This is a genomic window from Pseudomonas sp. MYb118 (assembly GCF_040947875.1).
Taxonomy (GTDB): domain Bacteria; phylum Pseudomonadota; class Gammaproteobacteria; order Pseudomonadales; family Pseudomonadaceae; genus Aquipseudomonas.
Genome location: NZ_JBFRXN010000003.1, coordinates 89,729 through 106,099, shown reverse-complemented (window position 1 = coordinate 106,099; position 16,371 = coordinate 89,729). Strand labels below are relative to the sequence as shown.

16 protein-coding genes are annotated in these 16,371 nt (G+C 61.5%); 9 read left to right on the top strand and 7 right to left on the bottom strand.

Annotation, left to right across the window (positions count from 1 at the left end):
* Positions 1-15 precede the first annotated feature (15 nt).
* The 3 genes from ABVN20_RS21895 to ABVN20_RS21885 are packed head-to-tail and all read left to right on the top strand — an operon-like array spanning position 16 to position 2,794.
* Positions 16-696, top strand: a complete 681-nt coding sequence (locus ABVN20_RS21895; RefSeq protein ID WP_368557840.1) for a C39 family peptidase — start codon at positions 16-18, stop codon at positions 694-696.
* A gap of 33 nt (positions 697-729) precedes the next feature.
* Positions 730-1,470 (top strand): hypothetical protein, encoded by a 741-nt coding sequence (locus ABVN20_RS21890; RefSeq protein WP_368557839.1) that lies wholly within the window; start codon positions 730-732, stop codon positions 1,468-1,470.
* Between the two features lie 46 nt (positions 1,471-1,516).
* Positions 1,517-2,794, top strand: a complete 1,278-nt coding sequence (locus tag ABVN20_RS21885; protein ID WP_368557838.1) for a hypothetical protein — start codon at positions 1,517-1,519, stop codon at positions 2,792-2,794.
* A gap of 417 nt (positions 2,795-3,211) precedes the next feature.
* Here the strand turns inward: ABVN20_RS21885 and ABVN20_RS21880 are convergent, their stop codons facing one another.
* Entirely contained in the window at positions 3,212-3,367 is a 156-nt protein-coding gene (locus ABVN20_RS21880; protein ID WP_368558693.1) for a DUF3693 domain-containing protein, read from the bottom strand.
* Between the two features lie 61 nt (positions 3,368-3,428).
* Positions 3,429-4,757 (bottom strand): sigma 54-interacting transcriptional regulator, encoded by a 1,329-nt coding sequence (locus ABVN20_RS21875; RefSeq protein WP_368557837.1) that lies wholly within the window; start codon positions 4,755-4,757, stop codon positions 3,429-3,431.
* 340 nt (positions 4,758-5,097) lie between these two features.
* On the opposite strand from ABVN20_RS21875, the gene ABVN20_RS21870 reads away from it, so the two are divergent.
* From ABVN20_RS21870 to nhaB, 3 genes are all read left to right on the top strand, one after another.
* On the top strand, positions 5,098-5,364 hold the full coding sequence (locus ABVN20_RS21870) for a hypothetical protein (RefSeq protein WP_368557836.1): 267 nt from the start codon (positions 5,098-5,100) through the stop codon (positions 5,362-5,364).
* 278 nt (positions 5,365-5,642) lie between these two features.
* The gene (locus ABVN20_RS21865) at positions 5,643-6,947 is read left to right on the top strand and encodes a hypothetical protein (RefSeq protein ID WP_368557835.1); all 1,305 of its coding nucleotides are present in this window, start codon (positions 5,643-5,645) and stop codon (positions 6,945-6,947) included.
* A gap of 78 nt (positions 6,948-7,025) precedes the next feature.
* Positions 7,026-8,528, top strand: coding sequence for a sodium/proton antiporter NhaB (nhaB, locus tag ABVN20_RS21860; protein ID WP_368557834.1), 1,503 nt, complete (start codon positions 7,026-7,028; stop codon positions 8,526-8,528).
* A gap of 119 nt (positions 8,529-8,647) precedes the next feature.
* Here the strand turns inward: nhaB and ABVN20_RS21855 are convergent, their stop codons facing one another.
* The 3 genes from ABVN20_RS21855 to gnd are packed head-to-tail and all read right to left on the bottom strand — an operon-like array spanning position 8,648 to position 11,960.
* Positions 8,648-9,463, bottom strand: a complete 816-nt coding sequence (locus ABVN20_RS21855; protein ID WP_368557833.1) for an HAD family hydrolase — start codon at positions 9,461-9,463, stop codon at positions 8,648-8,650.
* Positions 9,460-10,983 carry a glucose-6-phosphate dehydrogenase gene (gene zwf / locus ABVN20_RS21850; RefSeq protein WP_368557832.1) on the bottom strand — a complete coding sequence of 508 codons (1,524 nt, stop codon included), beginning with the start codon at positions 10,981-10,983 and terminating at the stop codon, positions 9,460-9,462. Before zwf ends, ABVN20_RS21855 begins: the two co-directional genes overlap by 4 nt.
* Positions 10,980-11,960, bottom strand: coding sequence for a phosphogluconate dehydrogenase (NAD(+)-dependent, decarboxylating) (gene gnd, locus ABVN20_RS21845; protein ID WP_368557831.1), 981 nt, complete (start codon positions 11,958-11,960; stop codon positions 10,980-10,982). Before gnd ends, zwf begins: the two co-directional genes overlap by 4 nt.
* 271 nt (positions 11,961-12,231) lie before the next feature.
* Here gnd and ABVN20_RS21840 point away from each other — a divergent pair, with 271 nt between their 5' ends.
* The 3 genes from ABVN20_RS21840 to ABVN20_RS21830 all read left to right on the top strand — a co-directional run bounded on the left by ABVN20_RS21840 (position 12,232) and on the right by ABVN20_RS21830 (position 14,720).
* Positions 12,232-12,414 carry a DUF6026 family protein gene (locus ABVN20_RS21840; protein WP_368557830.1) on the top strand — a complete coding sequence of 61 codons (183 nt, stop codon included), beginning with the start codon at positions 12,232-12,234 and terminating at the stop codon, positions 12,412-12,414.
* 197 nt (positions 12,415-12,611) lie between these two features.
* Complete coding sequence (locus ABVN20_RS21835; protein WP_368557829.1) at positions 12,612-14,357, top strand: phosphoethanolamine transferase CptA; 1,746 nt, start codon at positions 12,612-12,614, stop codon at positions 14,355-14,357.
* 162 nt (positions 14,358-14,519) lie between these two features.
* A complete protein-coding gene (locus ABVN20_RS21830; protein WP_368557828.1) occupies positions 14,520-14,720 on the top strand; it encodes a hypothetical protein in 201 nt (66 codons plus the stop codon).
* A 139-nt stretch (positions 14,721-14,859) separates the two neighbouring features.
* On the opposite strand, the gene ABVN20_RS21825 is transcribed toward ABVN20_RS21830, so the two are convergent.
* Together ABVN20_RS21825 and ABVN20_RS21820 are read right to left on the bottom strand one after the other, a co-directional pair.
* Positions 14,860-15,354: a GNAT family N-acetyltransferase gene (locus ABVN20_RS21825; protein WP_368557827.1), complete on the bottom strand. Its 495-nt coding sequence runs from the start codon at positions 15,352-15,354 to the stop codon at positions 14,860-14,862.
* A 424-nt stretch (positions 15,355-15,778) separates the two neighbouring features.
* Positions 15,779-16,360 carry a DinB family protein gene (locus tag ABVN20_RS21820; protein WP_368557826.1) on the bottom strand — a complete coding sequence of 194 codons (582 nt, stop codon included), beginning with the start codon at positions 16,358-16,360 and terminating at the stop codon, positions 15,779-15,781.
* Between the last annotated feature and the right edge of the window lie 11 nt (positions 16,361-16,371).

Here is a 16,371-nt window from a genome sequence, read left to right as displayed (position 1 = left end):
GGAAGGCGTCCGACCATGCGCATTCTCGCCTTGGCAGTCCTGCTGTGCGTAACCAGTGTGATCGAGGCGGCTCAAATGCCGCTTTCTGTCTTACCTGGGGGCGCGGTGATCTACAAGCCGATCCAGAGTGTGCGCGAGCGCAAGTTTGCCGACCTGGTGCAACAGAAAACCGACTTCAGTTGTGGTGCTGCCGCACTGGCCACCATTCTGCGTCAGGCCTATTGGCTAGACGTCAATGAAGAACAGATCATTGAAGGCATGCTGGCCCACGCCGACCAGAACCTGGTGCGTACCCAGGGCTTCTCCATGCTCGACATGAAGAAGTACGTGGAAAGTCTCGGCATGCGGGCCCGTGGTTACAAAGTGGCACCGGAAACCCTGAACGACGTCAAGATTCCCGTGGTGGTGCTCATGGATGTGCGTGGCTACAAGCACTTCGTGGTGCTGCAACGCGTCGACAGGGGTTGGGTGTACATCGGTGATCCGGTGCTCGGCCACAAACGCTACAAAGTGGATGACTTCGTCAAAGGCTGGAACGGCATCATCTTCGCCGTCATCGGCCAGGGTTACGACAAGAACAACGCATTGCTCGATCCGCCAATCCCTTTGACCGCCAAGAATCGCGTCAACGAATTCGCCCCGGTCAAGGATGTAGAGCTGATGGATTTCGGCTTCATTCGAAGTGACTTCTTCTAAGAATAAAGGGGCACGACGCTCCGGGAGCATTCAATGAAAACTCCAACCTGGCTAGCGGTGGTTTGTATGGCCGCCAGCCTGCCGATCCAGGCAGAAATATTCAAACCCATCGAACTGAAGGATTCAGAATTGGCGAGCCTTCGCGGCCGCTACGTCATGCCGGGACGGATCGTCAGTTTCGGCATTGTCATGACCAGTGTCTGGCAGAACGCCAATGGCTCGACCATCGGCGCCACCACGACGATGCAGGTGCAAAAAACCACCATCACGCCGCAGTTCTATGTATCGACCATCGACCATACCGGAACGGGCACCTCCACCGCGCGAGGCACCGGCAACGTGACCGGCGGCGCTGGCCTCAACAACACCAACGGTGTCACCCAGGTGGTGCGTGCCGCCGGCGACAACAACGCGGCCTACAACGATGTGGGCATCAACGTCACCCGCGGCAACGAGGCCTCGGTCACGCCACCCCAGGGCCAGGTACTGGCCTCAGGCTCGACCCTGACAGGCAGTAATGAAGCTGGCGCGATGAGCGTGTCTTCGACCGGCGGCGGCGTGCAACTCAACATCGTTGCCAACAATAATCAGGGCAGCGCAATGCAGCGCCTGGGCCAGGGTGGCCTGATGCAGAACACGACTTTGCTGGGCGCTGGCAACCAGGTCAGGAACCTCACGTCGCTCAATGTCGTGCTGCGTGACAACGTGCCTTCCGGCGCGGCGCTGACCGGCAATCTGGATCAGCTCAAAGGTCTTCGCACCATGGGATTTTGATCTACGCTGAGTCTCATCAGATGCAGTCAGAAGGGACGGCTCACCCATGCACCGATCTTCAACGTTCAAAGTTGTCGTTTGTTTGAGTAGCCTGGCCCCGGCCACATTGCTGTATGCGGCCCCGGACCCTCAGGTCGAAGCACTAAAACAAGAACTCATGGAGCTCAAGCAACGTTATGAAGCACAACAGAATGCCCTGATGGTCCTCGAGCAGCGCGTTCGCCAGGTAGAAGAAACCCCGGCGGCGCCTGCTCCCAAACGCCTTACCAAATCCCCCGCCGACCCGACCAAGGGCCAGACCGTGGCCTCCGGGGCCCCGGGCGCCTCGGGCAGTTCCTACGGCCAGTCATTGGCGGATGATTCACAACCGGCACAGAGTGTCTCCAACCTGTACGACGAAGCCAGCGGCTTCTTCGGTGGCGGCAAGTTCAGCGTCGAAACCGGCCTGACCTACACCCACTACGATACCCGTGCATTGACGCTCAACGGTTTCCTGGCACTGGACTCGATTTTCCTCGGCAACATCAACCTGGACCGGATCAAGGCCGACAACTGGACCCTGGACCTGACCGCCCGCTACAACGTGGCACAGCGTTGGCAGTTCGACATCAACGTACCCGTGGTCTATCGCGAATCGACGTATTCCTCCGGAGGCGCCGGTGGCGCTGGCCCGGTGACGTCTGACGCTACCGTCACCCGCGACCCGGAAATCGGCGATGTGAACGTCGGCGTGGCCTACAAATTCATTGATGAAACGGCTGACCTGCCGGACGCCGTGGCTACCTTGCGCATCAAGGCGCCAACGGGCAAGGACCCTTACGGCATCAAACTGGTGGAAGACCCGAACAACGACAACCTCGCGGTACCCGAGTCCCTGCCTACCGGCAACGGTGTCTGGGCGATTACGCCGGGTATCTCGCTGGTCAAGACCTATGACCCGGCCGTGCTGTTCGGCACCTTGTCCTACACCTACAACATGCAGGATTCGTTCAGCGATATCAGTCCTCAGGTCGGTTCCAAGGTCAAGGGCGACGTGAAGCTGGGTGACTCCTGGCAGGTCGGCGCCGGTATTGCCTTCGCCTTGAACGAGAAGATGAGTATGTCGTTCTCGTTCACCGACCAGTTCGCCCGCAAGAGCAAAATCAAACCGGACGGCGGCGACTGGCAGTCGATCACCAACAGCGACTACAACTCGGCCAACTTCAACATCGGCATGACCCTGGCCGCCACCCCCAACCTGACGATCGTCCCACAACTGGCCATCGGCCTGACCGAAGACGCGCCGGACTTCTCCTTCAGCCTGAAATTCCCGTACTACTTCTGATCCCCCCAGACCAACAACGCCCGCTGCAGCCATGCAGTGGGCGTTGGTCGTTCATACGATCCGTGGGAGCGAGCCTGCTCGCGATGGACGTCCAGGCACCGTGGGCATCCAGATAGCCAGCGTCATCGTTAACGACCATCGCGAGCAGGCTCGCTCCCACAAGGAGGATCCGGGCAAGCCGCGAGATGTGTGATCGACACAAAACCTGTAGGAGCGAGCATGCTCGCGATGAACGCCCAGACACCGCGGGCATCCAGACAGCCAGCGTTATCGTTAACGACCATCGCGGGCAAGCCCGCTCCCACAAGGGATCCGGGCAAGCCGCGAGATCGAGGATCACCACAAAAACCTGTAGGAGCGAGCTTGCTCGCGATGGACGCCCAGGCACCGCGGGCATTCAGACAGCCAGCGTCATCGTTAACGACCATCGCGAGCAGGCTCGCTCCCACAAGGGGGATCCGGGCAAGCCGCGAGATGTGTGATCGACACAAAACCTGTGGGAGCGAGCCTGCTCGCGATGGACACCCAGGCACCGCGGGCATCCAGACAGCCCGCGTTATCGTTAACGACCATCGCGAGCAAGCCCGCTCCCACAAGGGATCCGGGCAAGCCGCGGGGGCGAGGATTGTCGCTGTTATCTGATCTGGTGTTTGTGCAACAGCCGGTAGAAGGTGGGTCTGGAGATTCCCAGGACTTTGGCGGCGATGCTCAGGTTGTCGCTGTGTCGGTTGAGCACATCACACAGGGCCTGGCGTTCGGCGCGCATTTTGTAGTCTTCCAGCGTGCTCATCGGTGATGCCGACGCCTGGTGGCTGATCAGGCCCAGGTCCCGGGCCTCGATCTGTCGGCCCTCGGCCAGCACCAATCCGCGACGCACCCGGTTGGCCAGCTCGCGGACGTTGCCCGGCCAGTCATGGTTGCCCATGGCCACCAGCGCATCCTCGCTGAAGCTGCGTGGTCGTCGTCCGGTTTCTCGGCTGTAGAAATGGGAGAAATGGTTGGCCAGCATGGCCAGGTCGCCATTGCGTTCACGCAGCGGCGCGGTGACCACCTGCAACACATTCAGGCGGTAATACAGATCTTCGCGAAAGCGCTGCTTGCCGATGGCGACTTCGAGGTCGACGTGGGTCGCGGCCAAAACCCGCACATCCACAGGTATTGGCTGACTGCCGCCCACCCGCTCGATGTGTTTCTCCTGGAGAAAGCGCAGCAGGTTGGCTTGCAATTCCGGCGGCAGGTCACCGATTTCGTCGAGGAACAGCGTGCCGCCGTTGGCGGCTTCGATCCGCCCGATCTTGCGCTGATGGGCGCCGGTGAACGCGCCCTTTTCATGGCCAAACAGTTCGGACTGGATCAGATGTTCGGGGATCGCACCGCAATTGATCGCGATAAACGGTTTGTTGTGTCGCTGGGATTGTCGATGCAGGGTGCGGGCGACCAATTCTTTACCGGTGCCGCTTTCGCCGCGAATCAGCACCGGCGACTCGGTGGGCGCCAGTTTGCTCAGCAGCTTGCGCAGTTCGCGAATCGACTTGCTGTCACCCAGCAGCTCATGCTCGTGCTCGGGCTCGATATGCACCGTGCCCTGGCCACGCAGGCGCCCCATGCCGAACGCGCGGCCGAGGGTCACCTGAACCCTGGACACATCGAACGGCAAGGTGTGGAAATCGAAAAACCATTCGCAAACGAAATCCCCGACGTTCTGCAGCCGCAGCATTTGCGCATCCAGCACGGCAATCCACTCGGCATTGCTGCGGGTGATCAGATCCTTGACCGCTTCCGGGCTTTCCAGGTGAAACGGCTGCAAACGCAACAGGCCCACATCGCACGGGCGATCGACGGCATTGTCCAGGCTGCAGCTGTCGACGTCCCAGCCGATGTCGCGCAAACCGGGCAGTAAACGATGGCAGTCGTCGCAGGGGTCGACCACTAATAGACGTCTTGATGCAGGCGCTTCAATCATGACTATTCCTTGGCGCCAAATCAGAGGAATTTTATTAAAAACAGCCATTTGGCAAGCCCGACTGTAACGTTAGCAAGAATTTGACGCAGGCCTGGACCGTTTGTCTAAAGGTTTTCGCTCCTGCGGATATAAGCCGCGGTCCATTAGTTAACTAACGAGTCGAGTCTTTCATTACGCTTTCAAAAACGCCGGAAAAATTGAGCCAGGACAAAAAAGTCGAGATTTCTTTTAATAATATGTGACCCACCCACGGGTAGCAGGCATCAGTACAAGTAACCAGCCGAACGGTACGCCCAACCGACGGCACATCATTTGATTGGGCACACAGAGAGAAGACCCCATGACCGCCCCGCTCCGTATCAACGAAGCTCTTTTGATTGCCGACCGCGCATTCCAGCCATTTCAATGCGTGGCCTGGGCCCCACAAGACGGCAATGGCGAACTCAGCCTGACCGTCATCGACCGCACCAACAACCGCATTGGCCGCACGCAGATCCCAAGCAGCGCCTACGCCGACCCCGCGCAACTCGAACATGTTCTGGAAGAAGCCCGCAAAGAGCTGAGCCAGGAAGGTTACGCACTGCAACCCTGGTCTATGCCGCACTAAGTATCAGGCGGATTACCGCAAGTAATCCGCCTTCCCCCTGTCTATTCGTTAGTTCGTTGGTGGTAAAAACCAACACTTTCGTCATTGCTGTTTTTCGAACTTTCCTGCGCCCACTTGTTGGCAGGCTTAGTACTGGTTCGAAAAGACAATGTTCTGGCACACAGCGACCCTCCGCCTGTTATTTCTGCCAGTTGTGCATTGGGCCATTCCGGCGTTGAATGTTTCCCCAGTCGCCACACCCAACCCTGGATCACGACGACTCGCAAGGAGATGCGTGCATGTCCATCCAGATCGGGTCAGCCCAGACCGCTTTTGCCCCACACCTGGCACACACCGACGCCGGCAAACTCGATGACACCTTCGCCGGCACCGGCATCACCCAGGTCTACTTCGCCGGCAGCCTGAGCAGCATGACCAATGGCGTTGCCATCGACGCGGCCGGGCGCCTGCTGATCGCGGCGAAAGTCGGCACGCCGGGAGGCAGCCGCTTTGGCCTGGCGCGACTGCTGCCGGACGGTTCGGCGGACCTGGCGTTCGGCCGACAGGGCAGCGTCGTCGGCCAGTTCGAACCCGGCTTCGAGGCCATGGCCGGCAATGTCCGGGTCCTTGCCGATGGCCACCTGCTGGTGGCTGGCTTGCATTACGAAGACGCCACCCACACCCTCCCCGCCCTCGCCCTGTTCGATCAACACGGTAACCCGGTGCGCTCGTTCGCCGACAACGGACGTTGCGTGGTCCGCCTGCCTGGCCACCTGTCCCGAGGCGCGCGCGACACCTGGCTGCCACCGGGCGTGCCAGGCGCCGAAGTCTGTGATGTCCAGGTACAGGCCGATGGCAAAATCCTGCTGCTGGCCAACCATCATTTCGAACAGGCCGATCACGTTGGCCTGATCATTCGCCTCAACGCCGACGGCTCGCCGGACATCACGTTCAACGGGCGCGGTTTCGTGCTGGTCAGGCATTTGCTGATGAACACCTGGCTCGGCAGCCTGCTGGTGCAGCGCGACGGGCGAATCCTGGTGGGCGGCTCGATCAATTTTCCCGAAGAAGGTCTGCTCGCGCGCTATCAAAGCGACGGCTCGCTGGATGAGCGCTTTGCCCTGGACGGTTTCATGAGTTTCATGGCCCAGGGCCGTCGCGCCCAGGTCAGCCAGATCGTCCAGCATGACAACGGCGACTTACACTGCTTCGGGACCAGCCGTGACCCGATGCACTGCATGGCGCTGAAACTCCACGGCAATGGCCGACCGGACCTGCACGATAACGACGGCCAACCCCGGCTGCTGGAAATCGGCCGCAGCGGCTGCCAATGGACCGCCGCGCACCGCCTGCCTGACGGCAGCGTGTTGACCGCAGGCGCCACGATCGGGGGAATCGAGGCGGACTTCATCCTGGCGCGGCACCGCCATGACGGGCAGCTCGATGAGCATTTCGGCCAGGGCGTCGGCTGGGTCCGCACCCGGCTGAGCCGCAGCCCGGACACCGCCACTTCATTGGCCGTGCAGGCCGACGGCAATATTGTCGTGGGCGGCTATTCACTCGATGGCAACTACCGGGCGATGGTCGCACGCTACCTGGGCTAGTGACTTCGAACTTTTCTACGCTTGATCTTACCCGCGGCTTACGGCAACTTGCGCGCTTCTAACTACAAGGAGTGGCCGATGTCCGGTTCGATGGCCCAGGCGTTCGCGCACAATTTTCTCGGCAACTCACCGCGCTGGTACAAGGCCACCGTCGTCGGCTTTTTAATACTCAACGCGCTGATGTTCTGGACCGTAGGCCCGGTGGCCGCCGGTTGGCTGCTGGTGCTGGAGTTCATTTTCACCCTGGCCATGGCGCTCAAATGCTACCCGCTGATGCCCGGCGGCCTGCTGCTGATCGAAGCGCTGCTGCTGAAGATGACCACGCCCCAGGCGCTCTATGAGGAGTTGCAGCACAACTTCCCGGTGATCCTGCTGCTGATGTTCATGGTGGCGGGCATCTACTTCATGAAAGACCTGCTGCTGTTTCTGTTCTCGCGCCTGCTGCTGGGGGTTCGCTCCAAGGCCATGCTGGCGTTGATGTTCTGTTTTCTGTCGGCGTTTCTCTCGGCCTTCCTCGATGCCTTGACCGTGACGGCCGTGATCATCAGTGCCGCCGTCGGCTTCTATTCGGTGTATCACCGAGTGGCCTCGGGCAATGACCCGCGCCAGGACAGCGAATTCAGCGATGACCGGCATTTGCCCAAGCTCAGCCTCGACGACCTCGACCAGTTCCGCGCCTTCCTGCGCAGCCTGCTGATGCACGGCGCTGTCGGCACCGCGCTGGGCGGCGTCTGCACGCTGGTGGGCGAACCGCAGAACCTGCTGATCGGCCACGAGATGGGTTGGAACTTCACTGAGTTCTTCGTGAAAATCGCCCCGGTGTCCCTGCCGGTGCTGGTGGCCGGCCTGGTGACCTGCGTGCTGCTGGAGAAACTGCGCTGGTTCGGTTACGGCACATTGCTGCCGGACAACGTCCGCGCCGTGCTGGCCAACTACGCCGCCGAAGACGATGCCGGGCGCACCGCACGCCAACGCGCGGCGCTGATCGTCCAGGGCCTCGCCGCGTTGATCCTGATCGCCAGCCTGGCCTTTCACATTGCCGAGGTCGGCTTGATCGGTTTGATGGTGATCGTGCTGATCACCGCGTTCACCGGCATCACCGACGAGCACCGGCTGGGCAGCGCTTTCAAGGACGCCATGCCCTTCACCTCGCTGCTGGTGGTGTTCTTCGCGGTGGTGGCGGTGATTCACGACCAGCAACTGTTCACGCCGCTGATCCAGTGGGTGCTGGCCCTGCCGGCAGACCAGCAACCGGGCATGCTGTTCATCGCCAACGGTTTGCTCTCGGCGATCAGCGACAACGTGTTCGTCGCCACCATCTACATCACCGAAGTCAAACAGGCGTTCCTCGCCGGGCACATCAGCCGTGAGCATTTCGACACCCTGGCGATTGCCATCAACACCGGCACCAACCTGCCAAGCGTGGCAACCCCCAACGGCCAGGCCGCGTTCCTGTTCCTGCTGACCTCGGCGATTGCCCCGCTGATTCGCCTGTCGTATGGGCGGATGGTGTGGATGGCGTTGCCGTATACGGTGGTGATGGGGGTGTTGGGGTGGTATGCGGTGAGTTATTGGTTGTAGGCACCAAGCACTGGATACAACCCTCTGTGGGAGCGAGCCTGCTCGCGATGGCGGTGGATCAGATAGACCGCTATCGCGAGCAGGCTCGCTCCCACAAGGAGGTAGGTGAGTGCCATAACCTATCGAGGCAGGATGTACCGCTCGATCGCCTGCGCCGCGCCGTCCTCGGTGTTGGCGCCGGTCATCACATCCGCCTGGCGCTTCACCGCGTCTTCCGCCTGCCCCATGGCGATCGACAGCCCGGCACGATGGAACATCGCCGGGTCGTTGCCGCCGTCGCCCATGGCCGCCGTCTGCTCCAGCGGCACGCCGAGAAACTCGGCCAGGGTCGCCAGCGCGTCGCCCTTGTTGGCCCGCATCGCGGTCACATCCAGGTAGACCGGTTGCGAACGCGACACCTGGGCCTGCCCTTCGACCTTGGGCAGTAATTGCGCCTCCAGCTCGATCAGCAACTGTGCGTTGTTGCTCGCCGCGACGATCTTGTCGATGTGTTGCAGGTACGGCTCGAAACTGTCCACGACCACCGGCGCGTAGCCCAGGCCGTGCTGCTCCCTCGGCACCATCGGCCCGTTCGGGTCTTTCACCAGCCAATCGCCGCCACTGAACACCCAGACCTCGATGTCCGGCAGGTCGGCAAACTGCGTCAGCGTGGTCAGCGCCGCCGTGGCGGGCAGGTAATGCGCGATCAGCAGGCTGCCATCGGGGTGGACGATGGTGCCACCGTTGAATGCCGCCGTCGGCAGATCGACGCCCAGGGCTTCGATCTGCTGCAACATGGCCTTGGGTGGACGCCCGGTGGCCAGGCTGAACAACACCCCGGCTTCACGCAGCGAGCGGACGGCTTCAATGGTGCGCTGGCTCAGGCTGTGATCGGGCAGCAGCAAGGTGCCGTCCATGTCGCTGAGCAGAAAGCGAATCGCCGGCTGGTCACTCATCCGAGGCCATGCCAGACGCGGCCATCGCGGGTCAGCAGGTCTTCGGCGGCGCTCGGTCCGTCTTCGCCGGCGGCGTAGCCCTGTACGCTGGCGTCCTCACGCCAGGCGTCGAGGAACGGCTGCACGGCGCGCCAGCCGTTTTCGATGTTGTCGGCGCGCTGGAACAGCGTCTGATCGCCGGTCAGGCAGTCGTAGATCAGCGTTTCGTAGCCGGTGGACGGCTGCATTTCGAAGAAATCCTTGTAGGCAAAACCCAGCTCGATGTTGGCCATTTTCAACGCCGGCCCCGGACGCTTGGCCAGCAGGTCGAACCACATGCCTTCGTTGGGCTGGATCTGGATGCGCAGGTAGGTCGGCTGCAACTCGTCGACCTCGGTGTCGCGGAACTGCGCATAAGGCGCCGGTTTGAAGCAGATGACGATCTCGGTGTCGCGCACGCTCATGCGCTTGCCGGTGCGCAGGTAGAACGGCACGCCGACCCAGCGCCAGTTGTCGATCATGACCTTGAGCGCCACGTAGGTTTCGGTGTTGCTGTCCGGTGCGACGTTGTTTTCCTGGCGGTAGCCGGGCAATGACTTGCCGTCCACCTCGCCAGCGCCGTACTGGCCACGCACCGAGTTGGCCCGCGCCTCTTCGATGGACCAGGGGCGAATGGCCCCCACCACCTTGGCTTTCTCGCCGCGCACCGCATCGGCGCCGAAGGCAGCCGGCGGCTCCATGGCCACCATCGCCAGCAACTGGAACAGGTGGTTGGGCACCATGTCCCGCAGGGCGCCGGTGTGTTCGTAAAAACTGCCACGGGTTTCCACGCCGACGGTTTCGGCGGCGGTGATCTGTACGTGGTCGATGTAATGATTGTTCCAGAACGCTTCGAACAGGCTGTTGGAGAAGCGGCTGATCAGAATGTTCTGTACGGTTTCCTTGCCCAGGTAATGGTCGATCCGATAGATCTGGCTTTCCGTCATCACCTTGAGCAGGCAGGCATTCAACGCTTGCGCGGTTTGCAGGTCGGAACCGAAAGGTTTTTCGATCACCACCCGGCGAAACGCCTCCGGGGTTTCCGCCAGCAAACCGGCGGCGCCCAGGCGGCGCACCACTTCACTGAAGAAACGCGGCGCGGTGGCCAGGTAAAACACCGCATTGCCGGTGCCGCTGGCGGCGATTTTCGCCGCCAGCGCCTGATAGGTGCTGTCGTCGAGGAAATCGCCCTGGACGTAGCTGATGCCGGCGGCCAGCTTGTCCCACAATTGCGGGTCAAGGGCCTGATCGGCCTTGCCGACCTTGCTGGCCACCTCGGCGCGGATGAAGTCCTCGAGCTTCTGCGCGAAGGCTTCATCGGTGATGGCGTTGTGGTCAACGCCAACGATCCGCAATCCCTCCCCCAGCAGACCATCGCGACTCAGGTTGTACAGCGCCGGCATCAGCAGGCGCTTGACCAGGTCACCGTGGGCACCGAACAGGAACAGCGTGGTCGGTGGTGCGGGTTCTGCCTTGGATTTATTGCGGATCAGTCGGGTCATTTTTTCGAAGTCTCCACGTGGCCGCCGAAGCCGAAGCGCTGTGCCGAAAGGACCTTGTCACCGAAGGTGCCCTGGCCACGGGAGCGGTAGCGGGCGAACAGCGAGTTGGACAGCACCGGCACCGGCACCGCTTGTTCCATGGCGGCCTCGATGGTCCACTGGCCTTCGCCGCTGTCAGCCACGGAGCCGGAGAAACCGTCGAGCTGCGGATCGGCGGCCAGGGCATCGGCGGTCAGGTCGAGCAACCACGACGACACCACGCTGCCACGGCGCCACACTTCGGCGATGTCGGCCACGTTGAGGTCGAAGCGCTGGTCTTCCGGCAGCTTGGTGCTGGATTTGGTCTTGAGGATGTCGAAGCCTTCGGCGAAGGCCTGCATCATGCCGTACTCGATGCCGTTGTGGATCATCTTGACGAAGTGCCCGGCGCCCGCAGGACCGGCGTGGATGTAGCCGCGCTCGGCACGGTCGTCGTCGGAATTGCGGTCCTTGGTGCGCGGAATGTCACCCATGCCCGGCGCCAGGGTGGCGAACAGCGGGTCGAGGCGGCGCACGGTCTCGGCATCGCCGCCGATCATCATGCAGTAGCCGCGCTCCAGGCCCCAGACGCCGCCGGAGGTGCCGACGTCGACGTAGTGCAGGCCCTTCTTGGCCAGCGTCTTGCCGCGACGGATGTCGTCCTTATAGAAGGTGTTGCCGCCGTCGATGATGGTGTCGCCGGGTTCGAGCAAGGTGCTCAGGGTTTCGATGGTGTCTTCGGTCGGTGCACCGGCCGGCAGCATGACCCAGACCGCGCGTGGCTTGGCCAGGCCCGCTACCAGGGCGGGCAGGTCCGCCGCGCCCTGGGCGCCCTCGGCGACCAGCGCATCGACGAAGGCGCTGTTGCGGTCAAATACAACGGTGGTGTGCCCGTTGAGCATCAGGCGCCGTGCAATATTGCCGCCCATGCGGCCCAGTCCAATAATCCCGAGTTGCATGTGCTGATGCTCCCTACTACAAATAAAAGTGTGTCAATGGTTATAGCCCAACGCGACTAATGGGGTTAGTCCAGAGCGTCGGGCTGAAGTTTCCGGGCATTGTGCCCGATCCTGATGGATAACGTCGGGAATCGTCGCAAAGACACAACGACAGTGAAAAATAAAAAAGTTCCATTCCCGGGCAAAAGAAATCAAAATCGGCGCCGATAGTAGATCAGCACCCGATGTCGGGGCAGATTTACAGTTGAGACAGCCATTTGCGAGGTGAGCAATGGGCACAGTACAAGCAGCACGGCCAGCACAAACCCTTTACGTCACGATCCGCCGCGATGAGTTGCGTCAGTTGCAGGACGAACGCGACCAGTTGAAGCACGAAGTCGAACAATTGCGCCTGCTGACGCAAGGTATCCAGGCTCCGAAGCCGGTGACCACCTTGCGCGCTCCTCACGCCTGATCCCCCGCCTGATTCGGAAACAGCCCCTGAGCTGTTTCCGAAATGCCATCACGATTCGCCCACGCCAAGCTCACGAAACTTTCACACCCGCTTGTTGATACTCCGGCCCTTTAGTGGCCGCACGGTATCCGCGCGGCGCCCGTTCGTCGGACATTCTCAGTCCCGACGGTGGAACGTGATTCTGGCTGGAGCGCACGATGGCTTGGTTTCAACGCAGCAGTTCGACTGCGAAAGGATTCGATTGGGCAGGGTTTCTCTGGCTGTTCGTCTTCTTCTGGTATTTCTCTGGCATCACCCAACTGCTGATTCAACTGACCGGCACCTCCGGCTTCACCGGATTTCGCCAGGCCTTCGTGATGAGCGCCGTCTGGCTGGCGCCCATGCTGCTGTTCCCGAAACAGACCCGGGTCATGGCCGCCGTGATCGGCGTGGTGCTGTGGGCCTGTTCCATGGCCAGCCTGGGCTATTTCTTCATCTACCAGCAGGAATTTTCGCAAAGCGTCATCTTCATCATGTTCGAGTCGAACGTCTCGGAAGCCGGCGAGTACATGACCCAGTACTTTGCCTGGTGGATGGTCCCGGCGTTCCTCGCCCACACGCTGTTTGCGTATTTCCTGTGGACCCGCTTGCGCCCGGTGCATTTGCCACGGGGCCGGGCGTTGGTGGCGGCAACGGCGATTGTGGTGGCCGTGGTCGGTTACCCCTTGATCAAGCAAACCCTGCGCACCGGCAACTTCGCCGAAGGGTTCGAGAAATTCGAAACCCGCATCGAGCCCGCAGTGCCCTGGCAGATGGCCGTGGCCTATCACCGCTACCTCGATACCCTGGCCGGCATGCAGGACATGCTCAACAGCGCCAGCAAGGTAGCGCCTCTGCGAAACCTCAAGGATGCACAGGCCAACCAGCCGACCACGCTGGTGCTGGTCATCGGCGAGTCCACCAACCGCCAGCGCATGAGCCTGTATGGCTACCCGCGCAAGACCACGCCGGAACTGGACAAGCTCAAGGATCAACTGGCGGTCTTCGATAACGTCATCACCCCGCGCCCCTACACCATCGAGGCGCTGCAACAGGTGCTGACTTTCGCCGACGAGGAAAATCCCGAGGCGTACCTGACCACGCCGTCGCTGGTCAGCATGATGAAACAGGCCGGCTACAAGACCTTCTGGATCACCAACCAGCAGACCATGACCAAGCGCAACACCATGCTCACGACCTTCTCCGAGCAGGCCGACGAACAGGTGTACCTGAACAACAACCGTAACCAGAACGCCGCCCAGTACGATGGCGACGTGATCGAGCCGTTCAACAAGGCCCTGGCCGATGTGGCGCCGCGCAAGTTGATCGTCGTGCACCTGCTCGGTACGCACATGAGCTATCAGTACCGCTATCCGCCGAGCTTCGACAAATTCCAGGACCGCAATGGCGTGCCGCCCGGTGTGCGTGATGATCAGTTGCCCACCTACAACAGCTACGACAACGCCGTGCTGTACAACGACTTCGTGGTGTCCAGCCTGATCAAGGACTACGCCAAGGCCGATCCGAACGGGTTCCTGCTGTACCTGTCCGACCATGGCGAGGATGTGTTCGACTCCGCGGGGCACAACACCCTGGGGCGCAACGAAAACAAACCGACGGCGCCGATGTACACCATCCCGTTCATGGCCTGGGCGTCGCCAAAATGGCGTGAAACCCATGACTGGAACTTCACCGGCGACCTGGACCGGCCGTACAGCAGTTCGCACCTGATCCACACCTGGGCCGACCTGGCAGGCTTGAGTTTCGATGAGCTGGACCGCAGCAAGAGCCTGGTCAGTGCCGACTTCAAGGCGCGCCCACTGTTGATCGGCGACCCCTATGCACGCGAGCAGAAGGCCTTGATCGACTTCAGCCTGATCAAGCCCAAGACCAAGCCGAACCCAGGCGAGGTAGTTGCCAAGTAATCCTTCCAGGGGCCGATTCCGGCCCCTTTTTTTGCGCCTGCGGCACCGGACATCTGAACACCGGCTGCGGTTAATTCTCGTTTAACGGAATCGGCGGATAATCACCTTTCGACCTGGCTTCATGGATGGAAGGCACCCGTTAACCGTTATGGGAGACGCACCATGAAACGCACACCCGTGATCGTGGCCGGCCTGATGACCTTCGTTTCGTTCGGCGCAATGGCCGAGGGCGGCGCTGAACGCATGCGCTATTACTACGAAAGCCTGCGGCTCAGCCAAACCGCGAATCAAACCCAGCCCACCAGCGAAGTCAAAGTGCCGGATGATCAGACGGCGCAGGTGACGGAGCGTTACAAGCCCTGATTGGAACGTACCACCGTCCCTGTAGGAGCAGCCGGTCGACGCTCGATTGCTCGCGATGTGGCCAGCACATCCAACATCATGGGTGCCTGATGTATCGCCATCGCGAGCAAGCTCGCTCCTACAGGGGGCACCAATCGGTTTAATTCAACGCCTTGGTCCAGAACAGCATCCGCCCGTGCGCAGGGTCGAACATGCCGGCGGAGAAGCCGAACTTGGCGTACGACGACTGGGCCACGTCGTTGCCTTCCAACACTTCCAGGGTGATTTTGCAGCAGCCGCGCTGGCGGGCGATATCCTCGACCTTTTGCAGCATCTTCTGGCTCAGGCCCAAGCCGCGAAATGCCTTCATGACCACCACATCATGCACATTGACCAAGGGTCGGCAGGCAAAGGTGGAAAACCCTTCAAAGCAATTGACCAGCCCTGCCGGCTCGCCCCCGACAAAGGCCAGCACACTGAACGCATGCGGCCGCTTGGCCAGTTCCCCAGACAAATGTTCCAGCACCTCGGCGGGCAGAGAGTGCCCGCCGCCCATCGGGTCTTCGGCGTAATGATTCAACACCACGCGCAGCGCCTCGGCATGCACCGGGTTGGTGTAGCTGGCCTGAAGCACGAGAATTTCTGCGGATTCCATTTCCACCCTCAACAACACGTTAAACAGCGAGCGGCGACCCTAGCGCGGGCACTCCAGGCTGCGCAAGGCCTTTACTGTAGGAGCGAGCTTGCTCGCGATGGCGGCGTGCCAGGCGCCATGGGTGTTGGATGTGAGACCGATTCGCGGGCAAGCCCGCTCCCACAGGCTTCGTGTCGATCACAAATCCGGCGGCATGCCCGGACCTCTGTAGGAGCGAGCTTGCTCGCGATTGCGGTGGGTGAGGCACCATGGGTGTTGGATGTGAGACCGAATCGCAAGCAAGCCCGCTCCCACAGGTTGCGCGCCGGTCACAAAACCTGCGGCATGCCCGGACCACTGTAGGAGCGAGCTTGCTCGCGATGGCGGTCGGTCAGGCGCCATTGATGTTGGATGTGACATCGAATCGCGAACAGGCTGATCTGGTTCAATGCCCCCAGATCAACGCCTCGGTCCAGCCCAGTTCGGCGAAGTCGGCCGCGCGCAGGCCGGATTCGCCGGCGCAGAAGAATTCGTCCAGTTGCGGCGGTGCGACACCGGTGCCGCTGAGCATGGCGTGCACCTGGCCGCGATGATGGATCTGGTGCTCGAACAGGTGCGACAGCAGGCGCAGGCGGCTGTCGTGCTGGGGCGTGTCGCGGGCGATGGTGACGATCTTGCCCAGGTCGGCGTCGCGCAGTTGCTCGCAGTAGGCGATCAGCCGCCGGTCCACCTGAACCTGTTCGTGCCGCAGCGTCGCGGCATCGGTAAAAGGCTCTTCGGCGCTGAAAAACACGTAGCAGTCCGGGTGCGGCTCATCGGCGCGCAACTCCCGTTCCAGGGCGTCGACGTAAAACCAGTCGCAGGTCAGGATGTGGTTGAGCGTGGCGCGCAGGCTTGGGAAGAAACTGACCCGTGGCGCCGCCAGTTCCTCGGCGCTCAACTGCCCCCAGGCCTTGGCCAGTCGGTGATTGGCCCAGGCGTTCTGATAGGCCATGGTCAGCAAATGATGGGACAAGGGCTGATTCATCCTCGCGCTCC